Annotated in this window: 14 protein-coding genes; 7 read left to right on the top strand and 7 right to left on the bottom strand. The window is 34.6% G+C overall.

Annotated features, from left to right (window positions below; all coding sequences use genetic code 11):
- The first annotated feature begins 26 nt into the window (after positions 1-26).
- The 4 genes from LEP1GSC059_RS15320 to LEP1GSC059_RS23235 all read left to right on the top strand — a co-directional run bounded on the left by LEP1GSC059_RS15320 (position 27) and on the right by LEP1GSC059_RS23235 (position 3784).
- Complete coding sequence (locus LEP1GSC059_RS15320; protein ID WP_002149140.1) at positions 27-551, top strand: RNA polymerase sigma factor; 525 nt, start codon at positions 27-29, stop codon at positions 549-551.
- A 2-nt stretch (positions 552-553) separates the two neighbouring features.
- On the top strand, positions 554-1843 hold the full coding sequence (locus LEP1GSC059_RS15315) for a FecR domain-containing protein (RefSeq protein WP_020981020.1): 1290 nt from the start codon (positions 554-556) through the stop codon (positions 1841-1843).
- Positions 1844-1860: 17 nt separating this feature from the next.
- Positions 1861-2814, top strand: a complete 954-nt coding sequence (locus LEP1GSC059_RS15310; protein WP_020981028.1) for a hypothetical protein — start codon at positions 1861-1863, stop codon at positions 2812-2814.
- A gap of 194 nt (positions 2815-3008) precedes the next feature.
- A protein-coding gene (locus tag LEP1GSC059_RS23235; protein ID WP_238323700.1) for an IS5 family transposase occupies positions 3009-3784 on the top strand; the annotation gives its coding sequence in 2 pieces (ribosomal slippage) (positions 3009-3333 and positions 3333-3784; 777 coding nt in all).
- Positions 3785-4061: 277 nt separating this feature from the next.
- Here LEP1GSC059_RS23235 and LEP1GSC059_RS15295 read toward each other — a convergent pair.
- Positions 4062-5339 (bottom strand): EAL domain-containing protein, encoded by a 1278-nt coding sequence (locus LEP1GSC059_RS15295; protein ID WP_002180427.1) that lies wholly within the window; start codon positions 5337-5339, stop codon positions 4062-4064.
- A 155-nt stretch (positions 5340-5494) separates the two neighbouring features.
- Between LEP1GSC059_RS15295 and LEP1GSC059_RS15290 the strand changes: the two genes are divergently transcribed.
- Complete coding sequence (locus tag LEP1GSC059_RS15290) at positions 5495-6457, top strand: hypothetical protein (protein ID WP_002180367.1); 963 nt, start codon at positions 5495-5497, stop codon at positions 6455-6457.
- Between the two features lie 259 nt (positions 6458-6716).
- Here LEP1GSC059_RS15290 and LEP1GSC059_RS24370 read toward each other — a convergent pair whose 3' ends face one another.
- Both LEP1GSC059_RS24370 and LEP1GSC059_RS24365 read right to left on the bottom strand, forming a co-directional pair.
- Entirely contained in the window at positions 6717-7196 is a 480-nt protein-coding gene (locus LEP1GSC059_RS24370) for an IS630 family transposase (RefSeq protein ID WP_036056827.1), read from the bottom strand.
- 29 nt (positions 7197-7225) lie between these two features.
- Positions 7226-7729, bottom strand: coding sequence for a winged helix-turn-helix domain-containing protein (locus LEP1GSC059_RS24365; protein WP_017214202.1), 504 nt, complete (start codon positions 7727-7729; stop codon positions 7226-7228).
- A gap of 690 nt (positions 7730-8419) precedes the next feature.
- Between LEP1GSC059_RS24365 and LEP1GSC059_RS15275 the strand changes: the two genes are divergently transcribed.
- Positions 8420-10327 carry a DUF1561 domain-containing protein gene (locus LEP1GSC059_RS15275; protein ID WP_017214051.1) on the top strand — a complete coding sequence of 636 codons (1908 nt, stop codon included), beginning with the start codon at positions 8420-8422 and terminating at the stop codon, positions 10325-10327.
- Between the two features lie 659 nt (positions 10328-10986).
- Positions 10987-11532: a DUF1697 domain-containing protein gene (locus LEP1GSC059_RS15270; RefSeq protein WP_002180410.1), complete on the top strand. Its 546-nt coding sequence runs from the start codon at positions 10987-10989 to the stop codon at positions 11530-11532.
- Positions 11533-12364: 832 nt separating this feature from the next.
- Here LEP1GSC059_RS15270 and LEP1GSC059_RS15265 read toward each other — a convergent pair.
- The 4 genes from LEP1GSC059_RS15265 to LEP1GSC059_RS15250 all read right to left on the bottom strand — a co-directional run bounded on the left by LEP1GSC059_RS15265 (position 12365) and on the right by LEP1GSC059_RS15250 (position 15893).
- Positions 12365-13126 carry a GNAT family N-acetyltransferase gene (locus LEP1GSC059_RS15265; RefSeq protein WP_002180378.1) on the bottom strand — a complete coding sequence of 254 codons (762 nt, stop codon included), beginning with the start codon at positions 13124-13126 and terminating at the stop codon, positions 12365-12367.
- Positions 13127-13467: 341 nt separating this feature from the next.
- The gene (locus LEP1GSC059_RS15260; protein WP_004448449.1) at positions 13468-13791 is read right to left on the bottom strand and encodes a metal-sulfur cluster assembly factor; all 324 of its coding nucleotides are present in this window, start codon (positions 13789-13791) and stop codon (positions 13468-13470) included.
- Positions 13792-14233: 442 nt separating this feature from the next.
- Complete coding sequence (sufU, locus tag LEP1GSC059_RS15255; protein ID WP_002180384.1) at positions 14234-14668, bottom strand: Fe-S cluster assembly sulfur transfer protein SufU; 435 nt, start codon at positions 14666-14668, stop codon at positions 14234-14236.
- Positions 14652-15893 (bottom strand): cysteine desulfurase, encoded by a 1242-nt coding sequence (locus tag LEP1GSC059_RS15250; RefSeq protein ID WP_002180441.1) that lies wholly within the window; start codon positions 15891-15893, stop codon positions 14652-14654. The genes sufU and LEP1GSC059_RS15250 overlap by 17 nt, the downstream gene beginning before the upstream one ends.
- Between the last annotated feature and the right edge of the window lie 4 nt (positions 15894-15897).

Here is a 15897-nt window from a genome sequence, read left to right as displayed (position 1 = left end):
GAATTCTTATATATAGAGCATAGGTAATGAAATTAAGCCAGGATCACGATTTCTCAGTATTTTATAAAAACTATAAAGACTCCATCTATAAGGTGATCCGATTTCTTTCCAGCGATCCGGAAGAAGTAGAAGACGTAGCACAAGAAGTTTTTTTGAATCTATATAAATCCTTTCCCAATTTCTCACCCGAAAAAGGTAGTTTTTATACTTGGGCTGCAACGATCGCAAAGAATACTTTTTATACGTATAGAAAAAAACAGAAGAAAGATATGATTGTAGAAGGAGACGCAGTCTTTATCGAATCTCTCCAAGTAGAAGACAATTTTATTCAGAACATAGAAACAAAAATTGTAGAAGAAGAATTAAGGGAGATTATCTCTTCTTTACCAGAACCTGAAAAGAGTATTATTTTGTTAAAAGAAATCAATAATTATACATTAGAAAAAACTTCACAAGCGTTAAACATATCTTCCAGAACCGTCAGCAGAAAATTATTAAAAGCGTTGGATCTACTTAGAGAAGAATTAGAAAGAAGAAAAGTGGTATTATAATTATGGAAAGTAAAGATTTACAAGAAGAATTTGAAGAACTGATGTCTCTGTTCCTTTTCGGAGAGACGAAACCGGAAGAAGAAAAAAAATTAAACGAAATCATATCTCTTCATCCAGAATTTAAAAAAAGATATGATAATTATGTAAAGTTACAAACTGGTTTAAAACAACATAAAACTGGACTTGAGAAAGTCCTAATCGAGCCGTCAAAACATTCTTCTAAAATCAGTTTATTTCCCGGAAAATTTAAAAATCAATTTCTAGCAATCGCTGCGATCATTTCTTTAATCGTTTCTTTGTCCGTAGTTTTTCAATTAGGAATATTCAAAAAAGATGAACAATTTTCTATAATAACAACGGGAATGTGTAATCTGCAAACCTTACGTAGAGATTGGATTCGAACGGATCAAAATTCTTTTTGTGACGTAAAGATAGAAGACCAAGTTCATTTTAGAATCTTTCCAAATTCGGAAGTGAAAATTTTACAATTGGCCGAAACCGCGCAAGAAACAAAAATCAACGGTTTATCCATATTTGTACAGAAAGGAAACTTATTGTTAAACGAAACTCTAACAGATAATAAAAAACAAACTAGAATTTATCTGAATGGAACCGAGATCCAATTGACTGGAACCAAAGTATGGATCGAAAATTCGGAAGAACGTTATAAAATCAACGTTTGGGACGGATCTGCGGCAGTCCGGTCGGGAGTTCGTTATTTACTTCCATTCTTATTGAACAAACAAATGGAAAAGTTCGTAAAATATACGTTAGATGAATATCCAGAACAAAAAATAAAATATGAAAGCATCTGGAACGATATTTCTTCGGAAAAACTTTCTAATTCCTCTTTAGAAACAAAATCCTTATTTTTTCAAAAAGATTCTGTTCAAAACCCGCTTCTTGCTCTGAACGAAAAACAAACGAATCCAAATGAAATGTTCCTTGTTTTGGAAAAAATGCAAAAGACAATTGTAGAAACGGCTTCGTACAAAAAAACAACCGTATTAGAAAAAAAAGATATTCAAGAACTAGAGACATTGGTGAGTCATTTTGAAGATCCTAAATCGATAGAACTTCCAAAAGAAAAAATGGAACCTATCATATCAGTAGAAAAAAAAATAAAACCTAAAAAAGAAGAGCCCATTCGTCTAGGGGATAAAACGATCAAACTAAAAGACGGTTCCGAATGGAGGGGAAATTTAATTCAATACGAAGACAGATATATCATAGAAGTCGAAGGCAAAAAAAGAGTAATTTTATCCAAAGACGTAGAATCGATTTCATTTTAAATCGTTTAACATAAATTATGTTTTATAGAAATACACAAAGAATTGTAGTTTTTATAGTAATTCTTTGTTCTCATATTTTATTAAATTCGGAAAAAATTTCTGCGAACACAGTCATCTTAAAAGACGGCCAAACGTTCGAAAACGTCAAGACTTCTCTCAGACAAGATCACGTTTTAGTCCAAGACGAAAAAGGCAAAATCGAGAAAATAGACTTAACCTTAGTTGAAAAAATTTTAGTTTCCGAAATTAAAAAATCCGAAGTGACCCAAGAAGAAAAAGAATATAAGAATATCAAAAAATTCTATTTTTCTATTAACGGCTCCTCGTGGAATTTTAAGGTTTCGGAAGGGATTAATTTTGATCGTGGCTATAGTTTAACAGATGTTAGGACAAACGTGGTGAATATCGATCCGTATTTCGAAAGGAAATATACCGTAAACGTTCGAACCCTTTCTTTAAACGGAGAATATCGCCCAAAATCAAACTTTGGTTTTTCACTTGGACTGGAACAAAACTCTTATTCTTTTCCGGATCAACGTATTTCTCCTTTGATCGGAATGAATACGTACGATACTCTAAATACAACTCAGGAATATCAGACTCTTTCTTCCGTTTCCTTAAGTTCATTTCTAATCAATCAATTTAGAGGAAAATTTACTCAGAGTAGCGGCAAATTTTCCATAGAAACAATTTCGCTTTTATCGGGAGTAAAATATTATATTCCAATTTCAGAATCTTTTTTTTGGTTTGTTCAAGGTGGTTTTGGATTCGGAAAAAGTTATGAAAATGGGATTTACACCAAAGCGTTGATTCAAACCGCTCTTTTAATAGGAACTGGAATTCAATGGGAATCGGATCTTTATTTCTTCAACATGACTCTACAATTTCGAAAAACGGATTTAACTGGGTCCGTAAATTCTTATCATTTTCAAGAACCAATTTTTATGATTGGAACCGGATTTAAGTTGTAGCGTCCTCCAACTTCATTTTGCTCGTTCGGTAGAAGACTTCTTCTACAAAAATCCAAATCCTTTATCTATGTTTGCAATTTAAAATATAGTCTAACTTGAGTTCGATGGTCGAAAATCTAAGAGCCGGTCTCAAAACTGTTTGTAGAGAGAAAGGGTAATAATATCAATGTGAAATGGACAAATATTATTCAGAGATACCGGATGCACTTTGGAAACAAATAGCCCCATTAATCCCGAAAGAAAATGTAAATCCGAAAGGAGGTCGCAATCGAGTACCAACACGAGTAGTAATGTCAGGTATCATCTATCGAATGAAAACAGGCTGTCAGTGGCGTGCCATTCCGAATGAGTTTGGATCAGGCCAAACTTGTCACAGAAGATTTCAAGAATGGGAACGAGCAGGAGTATTCAAAAAGATTTATAAATCTATTTTAAAATATTATGATGTAAAGAATCAAATAGCATGGGACTGGGCTTCGATGGATTCGGCAATGGTTAAAGCTCCCAAAGGGGGAGCTTAACTGGGAAAAACCCTACAGACCGTGCCAAATTAGGTGTTAAACGGCATATTCTTACAGATGGAAATGGAATTCCTTTGGCAATTACATTGACTGGAGCTAACGTTCATGACAAACACGGTGTAAAAGATACGTTGAATTCAATCCTAATATTTTCCGGAAAAAGAAGAAAGAAGCCAAAACATATTTGTTTAGATAAAGGTTATGATTTCAAAGATATAGAAGTTTTAATCAAAAGAAGAAACATTCAATCTCATATTCGGAAAAAAGGTGAAAAGCCTCTCATCGGTAAATATAAAGGAAAACCTAGACGTTGGGTCGTTGAAAGAACTAACAGTTGGCACAATCGATTCAGGGCTATCCTAATTCGTTGGGAAAGAAAATCTGAAAATTATCTTGCATCTCTTTATCTCGCAAGCTCTATCATTGCTTTTAACTTTTTTGATAGGTAGTTTTGAGACCGGCTCTAAGCAAATCCTAGCTTTAGCTAATAAAATACATTAAATAAATTTAATACAATAGATTGTCTTAAATTTCAATTTATCATAGAAGCGAGACACTAAGCGTTCTGCTGAAGTTCCTCCGTATCAATCGCTTTCACATTGGTTATACAAACTCAGGTTAGTTTCAGGAATCAGATTTAGAATCTAGGTTCAATAATAAATTTTATGAAATAGAGTTATTGAAAAATATTCTCTCCACTTTTACTTTCCGAAAATAAGCGCGCGCTTATTGCCTTCTGTCCTCTATCTTCTGTCCCATGCCTTCCGTTTCCCAGTCCATCTTAATTACTAAAATATAATTATCTCTGAGAGTATAAGTAAAGATCACAACTTGTTTATGAAGATCCATATCGTACATTGGTTCGGTTACGGTCCATTTTGCAGAATTCTGAACTACCTTTGCCTTATGACGTATAAAAAAAGGCCTCCAGGCGTAATTGTTTCCAATTTCAGTAAGATCGGAATCCCACTCTTCTCCGGGATGAACTCGAAAATATGTAGGAGTAATCTGATAACCGAAAATATCACAGGCAAATACGGAAAGAATTTCCGTAGGAAGTTCCGAGAGCATCAGATGAAGAACTAAAGGAAGATCTTCCTTTCCATTATGTCGAAGAGCTTCTAATTTTTCCCCTAAGGAATCTATAACCGACTGACCTTTTTGAAATTCCTCTAAAAGTTCCATAAACCGAAGGCCGGAAAATTTTTCCAAAGTATCTCTGAGAGTTCTAGTAAATTGTTTTTTATCCTGAAACTCTACTTGAGGTCTTGAAAAATAAAATCCCTGAAGAAGATTTGCTCCCATAGAAAGAGCGAGATGTAATTCTTCTTCCGTCTCAATTCCTTCAAATAGAAGATCAGAACCAAGTTTTTGAGACATATCTGCAATCGCACTCAGTACGTTCTTAAAAGATCTTCGGTTTAAACTTTCCCGCATGATCTTGATATCCACCTTCATAATATCAGGATGAATATAACCGATTCTTTCCAGATTGGAAAACCCAACTCCTAAATCGTCCACTGCAATCTTAAACCCGTAATCTTTGAACACGTTTACGATCGAAAGAAGTTTTTCTATATTACCGTCAAACTTATCTTCCGTGATTTCTAAAACCACTTCGGAAGGTGGAATATCATATTTTTCGATTAGATTGAGAACATGAATTCTTTTGAGATCCAATACATCTCCTGTATGAATCATAGATAGAAAATTAGGCATCATGTTGAGGAAAAGTTTTGTTCGTAAACCGGAGTCTTTTAGATGTCGAATCGCCTTTTCTCGGATCAATCGATCGATTTGGATCAACCGGATTGCATCTAATTCAGGATTGTGAAACTGATAACCCAAAGAACGATATTCGTTCTTTTCGGGAAAATAAAATCTTCCTAAAACTTCGTATCCTATAATGTTACAATTAGTTACCTCCAGAATCGGCTGGTAATGAGGTTGGTAATTGTTTTCTCCATAGGAGAGTAAATTGCTTGTGTCCTGGCTATACAACATGTACTTACTTAAGAATCCCTTACTGAAATCCGCGAAACCGAGCTCCGCAAGCAAAATTCCAGATAAAAAAGTACCTAATTCAAGATTAGGAAAGACTACATTCTTCTTTTTTTTTGAAACCTTTTAAAAAAACTGACAATTTTAAAGGTATTTGCATGAAAGAGGCGATCGGCCATCTTCTCAACCCCTCTACATTAGAACCAAATTTAGGTCTTTATTCTGGAACTCTTGGGATCGATAATTCCAGAGAGTATAAAACCTCTTTTTTGTCTTCCTTGAAAAAGATAGACTCCGTTTTAGTTGATTTGATTACAGAAGATTTTCTACTTGGGCTTCGAATTTTTAGAGGGCCTGGAGCCTGCAAGGCGCTTCTCAATCTCTGGTTTTTCGAATCTGAAAATTTTAGAGACTTTGAATGGGCGGGAAGCGCAGGTAAAGATTTTTTATCCAGAGGTACGTTTCGAAACGGTTATTGGAGTTTTACAAAAGGGGATCAACGATTCAATTTTCGTTTAGACGACACGATCCAACAAGGTTATACCCATTCTTCTATCTTTAGTCCCAATCTCAATTTACAGTTGGACGCACTTGTCAGTACCGTAGAAAAAATAAACAAACCAGTTTCTTCCTTAGAAACTTCTGGAAAAGATTGGTTATTTAGACTGATTTCCCCAGATCTTTCGGTCAGAGGTCAGCTCGCAATCGACGACAAAACTTGGAATTTAGAATCTTCGGAAAGATTATCTTATAGTATTACAAGCGGCTTTGAGAACAGATCTTTTTTGTCGGAATCTAGAATTTACGGTTTTGGATCTGGAAAAAATTCGTTTCGCTTGAACTACAATCCAAACACTGGATTTCTTCTCTGGAAAAATGGAGTTCCTACATTTTTAGAAACTGCAAGTTTAAAAAAAGAATCCTTATCTTATGTACTTCATGACCCTTCGGACCAGATCGAACTTACAGTTACTCCGATTCGAAAAACTCAACATATCGTTTCTGGTTTTTTCGGAAAAAAAATTCCAATGGAAAGAGTAGAAGGTAGTGTTTCCGGTAAAGTTCGTATCGGAAGTAAAAAAGAGACGATCAAAAAAGGTTTTGCCATTTTAGAAATTTAAACTCCGACCTTCGTAGTAGTTCACACAGTTTACGTCTTTTAAAGGAATTATACAATCCATCCAGACAATATTATTGGTGAAGTTTGAGTGCGAGCCATTTCTGGCTATGAAACTCACAACCTGAAACGCTTTCGTAAAAAACGTTTCTTGAGTTCCAATTCCGCCGGAATTTAAACTTACTGTTGCTTCTTGAATGCCGACTCATAACTAATAAACATTCATTCATCTGCTACTGACATTTGCATAATATATCACCAATTTAAATAGACAACCGAGCTTGATTCCAGAATGATTTAACAGGATTAATTCTACGTTTCAATTTTCTTAATGAACGTTTAGCTTCTTTTTTCAAAGTTTCAAAGGATTCCGGACAAAAGTTAGGAAGAAGATATCGTTTCCATTTACCCCAAACATATTCGACAGGATTTAGTTCTGGAGCATAAGGAGGTAGAAATTCAATTGTTATTCTACCATTCAAAGAGTTAATGAACTCATTGACTGCCAAGGAACGGTGAATATTGATTCGATCCCAGATGATGATCAATTTCCCGGGGATATTGCGAAGTAGGGACTTAAGAAAACAAATAATATCTTCTTGTTTAGCCGCTCCCTTTAATATTTGAAAATATAAATTCCTTTGTGTAATTGCTCCGATTACGGAAATCTTTTTCCAAGACCCTACATGTGTAAGAACAGGCGTTTGTCCTACGGGGGCCCATGTGCGAAACACGGTAGGTATTTGCGTTAAACCGCTTTCATCGATAAAAACTATCTTTCTTCGCTCTTTTTGGGCTTTTTTTTAACTTTCAGCCAACGACGCTTCTTCCAATTCGAGATCGCTTTTTCATCTCGTTCTTTAGCTCGTCGAATCGGCTTTTGTACACTAAAACCAATTCTACGTAATATTTTCCATACATGATCCGGATGATAGTGGATACAGAACTTCTTTTCTATTAACTTTGCTACACGACGACAAGTCCAAATCGGAGTATCGAAGCCGTGTTTCATTGGACCTTCGATTAACATGCTCGTGAGTTCTTCTACTTGCGATTCCGTCAAGCGAGGAAGTCTACCGGCTCGACCGTTCCAAAGAACAGATTCTTCGCCTCCTTCCTCTACTTGTTTCTCCCACTGCCTTACTGCATGCCGAGTCACTCCCAGACGACGCGCCACTTCAGATCTTTTAATCCCTTCCCCTCGCAGCTTCAGGCCTTTTAAACGACGTTTCTCTAATCCTTTGAAATCTCGTTTCACTCCCGCTATATTACCCATTTCTACAGTCTTTTTTTATTAGATTATTTGGGTACTTCTTTTTGGTGATATATTATGCAATTGTCAGTAAGCTCGTATTCTGCAAGCGCAATAACAATCGCTTTCATATTAGAGTTGTTGAAAATTCCATAGTTCAATTTAATAAAACTTCTTCAATCGACCGTTTCCATGAAACAGATAGAAAATTAATTTTTCAACAACTCTATTGGTTATACCGAACTTACACCCAATAAACGCTCAGAGTCAAAAAATATAAATTTAAACTTATATATAATTCATATGTATGTTTAAAATAAACGAATTATCATTTTCATTCATTAGAATATATTAACAGATGCCTGAGGCACTTCGATGCTACTGTTTTCTAATTTATCGTATCACTCACAAAACGGCGTTTCTTTAGAAAACATGCACCGATTCAACCTAAGGTAAAATTATAAAAATATATTTTTATAATAAAAAAAATCTCTAAGAAATTAACTCAATCTTCCTAAGAATAAAATCTTAGAGTATTAAGATATAATTGATTTTTATTTTTAGAAATTAGAGTTCTTGAGAAGTTCCATAATTCAGTTGAACAAAACTGTTTCAATCGATCGTTTATATAAAAAAGAAATTAATGGAGAATTCATTTTTCAACAATTCTAATATTGATTCATAATTTAATCTTATAAAAGAGAGGGATAAAATATGCGTAATTGGAAGAAAGTGTTAATAGTAGTTCTGTTAGTCTCGATCGGAGTTGGTTTCGAGTATGGTGAAAGCCATACTCGTGTACACGCCGCTTCATCATCGAAGGCTAATTACTCGATTGCTCAAAAACCTACCGATCCACCAAAAGATAAACCGATCAAAGTAGTTGTAAGTAATAAGAAGGCGTATTGTTATTCTCCTGCTTTTACTAACGGTGAAGGTTACGTTTGGATTGACAAGTGTACGGATAAGACTCCTAAAGCAAGATACGATGTGTTTCAAAGAATCTCTTATTATATCAATGACACTTGGTTGTGTATTACTGCTCCAAGGTCAGTCATACGTGGGGTAGAACCCTGGGACTATGTAAATCTCAGACCTTGTACGATCAATGATCCTAAGCAAAGATGGATCGTAAAAGAGAATTCTTTTTGGACTGCAGATGGATTTTATCGTTTAAAAGATACAAATTGGTATGGTTATATCTCTAGAAACTCTGGAGATAAATATAATCACACATTAGATTCTTCTATGGATGATTGGGTTAAAACAGTAGCCACTCCTGGAAACATCAGCATTCAAACTTCCATTGCTTGGGATTTGCAAACTACTCAAGGAAATGAACGTTACTTTGTTCGTTGGGGAGGTTCGGATAAAAATACTACACCTCTTTACTACAATCCTGAAAGTGGACATCTTGCTCAGTATGATCCAGTAAGTGGTTCACTCTATTGTATGTATTCTCAGGTGGATGATAATCAATGGAATTGGGTCAAGTGGGCATTGTGTAGTGACGCAGCAATCAGTAAAGATAATCCAGCTTTTTGGAATGTATTTTTTGAAACTGATGAAGGAGGAATGATTACTGACTATAAAGGTAATATCCTCAGAGTTACCAGATACGGATTCAATAAGGGTGTTGCTTATGCTGCCAAACCTTCTTATTTAGAAAAAGATACTACCCATAGTCCCACTTCTTTGTTTGTTGTTGATGAAGGTTTATTGAATTGGACGCGTTATACAACTTCTAATCTTGGTAAGACAGATCAGTATTGTCCAGCTGGTAATAAAGAAGGTCTTGGACGTAAAAGAGTAGTAAGAACTTTACCACCTGATTTTCAATTAACTGAAGCTTGGATGAATAGACTTTATGATATATCTATGTCAACCACAGGTTCGACAATCTCAATTGGGGTATGTGGTGTTTGTATGCTTCACAGTTTTCAAATGTTAGCAGAACTACAAGAGTATCATTCTCAAAGCCCACTTCAAAGCGGAGGTTACTTCTTCAACACAGCTCCGAAGATCGATCCATTTATTTCATTTAGACAACTTTATCCGGAACTGGGTAATATGCTGGCAAATATACTACAAGTGTATGGTTCTGATAATTCCAGCCGAAGGTTAGCACTTAGAACCGCTAGAACTATGTTGTCTCAATATAGATGGAGTATCACTCGTGAATCTTCTACCACATCTGAAATACAATCTCACGTTACCTCACTCATTGATTCTTCTCCTGGAAGTACTTGGTTAGCACTCATAAGACGACAACGTCCTGATGGAACAATAGGGAGACACGCCGTTCCAGTTCTTAGAACCTCTCAGGGGTTAGTAGTAATTCCAACAGCTACAACAACTTTGACACTTAGCGATTATAGGCAAGCTTTAACACCTACCATGGATCCGAACCAGGTAATTAGAAACCTGGAAGCACGACCTGATAGGACTCTAACAAGACTTACAACTATACAGTTAGGAGAACTTTACAATAATCCCTTAGATTTCCTAGTTTCTAACTGGAATTGTACTGGAGAAGGAGAAGACAGAAGAGGTTCGGGACATTTCCCAACCAGTGCATCCATAAATCAATGTATAAGTGGCAGATGTCCATTACCACAATAAACACTAATTAAATAAGTATAACAGAAAAAGCCGTTGATGTAGATATCTATTTTGTGAATACATTTCTACATCAACGTTTACAGATATAATTTGTAATAGTTAGTATTTGATCTTACTTATCTATAACTATTTAACAAAGTATTTAATATTTTGCTTTAAGATAGGGTCTTGTAATAAAAACTTAAGAAGCCCAATTCTATAGAGATGAGAGACAAACTATTTTTAATATAAATAGAATTGTTGAAAAATTAATTTTCTTTTGTTTCTTATTCATTAAAATAAATAGATAATACTATATTACTAATATAAGATTTTCAAGTATTCTATTGAATAATAATTTAGAATTTTATTCCAAACATCTTTTTCTATTTAAATAAATAGCTTACATTTGAAAAAAATCTAGTAAATTTTATCTTGAATGCTATTCGAAGATGTTTTAAAAACTATTATCACAAAGATGTGTGAAAAATTATCGATGCATTTTTGTGAAAATATAAAAGTTCTTTAGATTGTATCTATCTCGCAATTTATATTTATGGCTTATTGAGGTAAATAATACATTCTAATTTTCTGAACAAACTATAACATTGAATAAGTACAAATCATAAGAAAATTTTTTGAATCGACCAATTATAGCAAGCTCAATATAGTTTATGACAATGAAAACCTATATCGCGCTATTAAGAGGAATCAACGTAAGCGGTCAGAAAAAAATTCTTATGAAAGATCTTTCTTCTCTTTTTGAATCCTTGGGATTTATGAATGTTAAAACGTATATCCAAAGTGGAAACGTTTTGTTTCAAGATAAAAATAAAAATGTAAAAGAACTTATCGCCTTAATTGAGAAAAAAATTGCGGAGGTTTTTGGATTCAATGTGGTAGTATTTATTCGATCCAAGGAAGAATTAAAAAAAATCATTCAATCTAACCCCTTTTTTGCAAAAGACTCAAATCGAATTTACGTTTCCTTTTTAAACGAATTCAAAAAAAATCCAGATCTTACCGAAGTCGAAAAAGTGAAAATAAAAGGTGAAGAATTGATCGTTCAAGGTAAGGAAATTTATTTCTTTTCTCCGAAAGGTTATGGTATTTCAAAATTATCTAATAATTTTTTAGAAAAAAAATTGAGCATATCTGCAACTACTAGGAATTGGAAAACTGTAGTTACATTATCCGAATTGACAGAGAATCTAGACCTTAAATAAAAAATTCTTAAAGTTTTTTAAAAAATATATTATAATATTTTGATTTTTAACAAAAACTTGTGCAAAATTTTAACTAACGCAGTCTCAGCTTAGAGTTTTTCTCAAAACCTCAAAGAATTTTACACGATCATTCTTTAGAAATTTTTAATAAACTATAGTAGTTCCTACAAATTAAGTCGCATTTAGCAATTTGCGAACTTTTGAGCAGATCTAATGTCGTTAAATTTTCGTAGTAGGGTTCCTACATTGGACGGTTTTGAGACAAGTTTTTAATAAAATCTGGGCGAATAAAAACTCAATACAACAACTTCCGGAACTCAATGCTGCTCTCTATGGATTGCAGCATAATAATCGCTTTTGCATTAGTTATACCGAACTCACATTCAATGAAAATCACCAAACATTTACTTTTTGTAATAGTTCCCACATTTTAGGAATTGATCCATAAAGTTCAAATCCAAACTTTTTTCAAAAAAATGAATTTCTACGCTGAACTTATGTTAATTAGCTAAAAATCAATCTGTGGAACTTACTGCAAACTTCAGATATCAACGTAAATCCAATGTGAGAAATTCGTTTTATAAAACCTGATTTTTCCGTAAAAATAAATGTGGGAACTATTACAAATCCAGATTTTACAGTTAAGATATAGAAAATGTAGGAGTTCACATAAATTTTAATCACGAAAAATGAATATTAAAAATTTGCAATGTGCCTTAATTCGTGGGAACTACTGTCTCAAGAAAAATTTTTCCGCTAATTTCTCTTATATCGAATTTGTAACAATATTAGGTTTATCTTAATATAAAAACGAAACCGTACTACGCAATAGTTAAGGATTATATCTACATTTGAGAATAGAACCAGTCAATTCGGAAAGTCGAATCTTTTGGTTACCATTTTCGTCAAAGTTATCGTCGTTTAACCAACGTAAAAAAGCGTTTTGGACTTTAGGCCATTCTGAATCGATAATTGCAAACCAGGCAGTATCTCGATTGCAACCTTTTAAGACATTTGCTTGCCTAAAAATTCCCTCAAAGGATAAACCTAACCTTTGCGCAGCCGCACAGGAAGGCGCGTTTAATGCGTTACATCTCCATTGATACCTTCTATAACCAAGTTTGAATACATTTTCCATCATAAGATACATCGCTTCCGTAGAAATTTTAGTCTTCTGCATCAAAGGAGAATACGCCAAATGACCAACTTCTATAGAGCCTGCGCTCGGTTGAATTTCCGCATAACTAGCAATACCTACCGGTCGCTTCATTAATAGGTCAATGATCGCAAAAAACAAAGGATCTTCATTTTGACACGTATTGTTTATCCATTCTTGGTATTCTAAAAAAGTTTCAAAAGGACCGTAAGGAAGATAAGTCCACATCTTTCCTTCTCTATCGAACAAATTTGCGGAATATAATTCTTGCGCATGCAACGCCGACTCCAAAGGTTCTAATCTACAATATTTGCCTTCAATCGTTTCTTTTTTGGGATACTGGACTGGTTTCCAATCAGAAAGTAATTTGCCAATTGGTTGGCCAAATCGATTTGTATTTTGCGTTTTCATTTTTTCAGATTGTTGTAGTTTGTCCATTTTCCCAAGTTTCTAGTCGTAGCCACTATTTTAATAATTAATTATATTTTGATATTCTTTCTAAAATTATATCCACCGATGTTATCTACAAAATATTTATGACTTTGAATCGAATCCTATTTTAAAAACAGACTTTTCAAATAAATTCTCGTTTAAAAACAAAATCTTTACACTTATCATATAGTTTTGAGCAGATATATTTTAAATTTAGAATATCACCGTCTCTATCTTTACAAATTCCAATTGTAGAAACCTTAAAACTAAGATTCTACATCAATCGGAACCTTAAGATTACGTAAAATTAAAAATTTATTTTATATATAATTCATAATATTTTAATTTTAGTCAAAAATTCCTAAATCCATTTTGGCTTCTTCCGTCGCCATTTCTCTCGGGTCCCATTTAGGCACCCAAACAACTTCCACTTCCGCTTCGGTAATTCCTTCCACTCGCAGTGCGTGATCCTTGACCTGTTGTTTCATTTGAGGTCCTGCGGGACAAGCCATAGAAGTATAAGTCATATCAATCTTTGCCTTACCATTTTCAACCTTGATTCTGTAAATAAGCCCGAGCTCGGCAATGGAAATTCCAATTTCAGGATCTTCCACTTGTTTTACTTCTTCGTAAATCTGTTCTTCTAACGTATTTGTAGGAGCTTCCAACATTTGATTTTTTCCCTTTCCTTTTTGATTAAACTCCATTGTAACGCGAGTTCAATTTAAGAAAATTAGAAAAGATCTTTTTAAATGTACCACTCAAACCTGAAAAGGAATTGTGGTGGTTCCCACAGATTAAGTCTCTTTTTAGATTTAATAAGTTTTGTTACCTATTGGCTTATTATAAATTTTTATAGAACGAAGGATCTCTCCCAAAAACTGTCAAAGAACCATAGAATCAATACATTAGAGTTGTTGAAAAATTCCATAGTTCAGATTAACAAAACTGCTTCAGCCAATCGTTTCCGTAAAACAGAAACAGATGGAGATTCATTTTTCAGAAACTCTACTAAGTTCATGAAGTGAGACACTCTAATTTCCAAAATGTGGGAACTACTGCAAACCAGGATTTAACTGTAAAACACTTGTGGGAATGAACTACGACAAAATCTTACTTCTGCAATTGCAAAAAAGCCCGCTCTAATGTGTTCCAAGGAAGAACGGCACATTTAATTCTAGCAGGAATTTTTTTAACCGACTCCATCGATTCCAAATCTTCCAGTCCCTCATCAAACTTAGGGTCTTGATTCTCTAAAATCATATTCTTAAAGCGTAATATTATATCTTTGGCTTCGTTTATGGTTTTTCCATAAATCGATTCCGCCATCATAGAACCAGACGCTTGTGAAATAGAACAACCCTTCCCAGTCACACGAATTTCCGCAATTCGATCTCCGTTTACATTGATCGTTAACTCAAGTTCATCTCCACAAAGTGGATTGACCCCGTGTTCGTACAAATCGGCTGGTTCCAGCTTTCCCCGAAATCTAGGATTTTGATAATGATCTAGAATTACTTCTTTATATAAACTATCGCTTAAGGACACGGGAGAAAATCTCCTTTACCTTAATTAGACCTTGAATCAATCGATCAATGTCGTCTTTTGTATTGTAAAGATAAAGACTAGCTCGACAAGTTCCAGGAATATTTTGAAACGCCATAAAAGGTTGTGCACAATGATGTCCGACTCGAATTGCAATTCCTTCTTCGTCTAAAATCGTTCCTACGTCATGAGGATGTACACCTGGAAAGTTAAAAGAAATCACCCCTCCTCTTTTAGATAAATCCCTAGTTCCATAAAGTTCTAAACCACCAAAATCATCTAATCGATCCAAAGCATACGAGAGCAATTCTACTTCATGATTTCTGATTTCCTGCATTCCTATATTTTCGAGATACTCGATCGCAGACCCAAATCCGATTACTCCTGCTATGTTCGGAGTTCCCGCTTCTAGTTTGGATGGAAGCTCCGCATAAGTGGACCTTTCCTTATATACTTGAGAAATCATATCTCCACCACCCATCCAAGGAGGCATTTCTTCTAAGATTTCTTCCTTTGCGTAAAGAACTCCAACACCAGTCGGGCCTAACATCTTATGTGCGGAGAATACATAAAAATCATATTCCATTTCTTTCATATTTACTGGAAGATGACAAACTCCCTGAGCTCCGTCTACCAACAGTTTAGCGCCAACTTCTTTTACACGTTTTTGTATGGGTAAAATATCGTGAATCGTCCCGGTCACATTAGACATCTGAGAGACAGCAACTAACTTAGTTTTGGTGGTAATAATCTCCTTTAAATTAGAAAGATCTAAAGTACTGTTTTCGTTTAAAGGAATGAATTTTAAAATTGCCTTTTTTTCCTGAGCCAACATTTGCCAAGGTACGATATTAGAATGGTGTTCCAATTCGTTGAGTACGATTTCGTCCCCTTCCTTAACTTGAGTCCTCCCCCAAGTTTGTGCGACTAAATTGATCGATTCCGTTGCGTTTCTAGTAAAAATACAAACTTTCGCACACTGAGCTCCGATAAATCTGGAAAGACGAATTCTACTCAGTTCATATTTTTCAGTAGCTTTTTGAGAAAGATAATAAATCCCCCGGTGAATGTTAGCGTTCTCTTCTCGATAATACTTTTCGATCGTATCGATGACCGTAAACGGTTTCTGAGAACTGGCTGCACTGTCTAAAAAGACAAGTGATTTCCCGTTCATCTTCGTTCCCAAGATAGGGAAGTCGGTTCTGATTCTTTCGGCAGAGAAACTCATATCT

Origin of the sequence: Leptospira noguchii serovar Panama str. CZ214 (assembly GCF_000306255.2) — a bacterium.
Lineage (GTDB): Bacteria > Spirochaetota > Leptospiria > Leptospirales > Leptospiraceae > Leptospira > Leptospira noguchii.
Note: the sequence above shows the minus strand (reverse complement) of the source record. Positions and strands in the feature narration are given on the sequence as shown.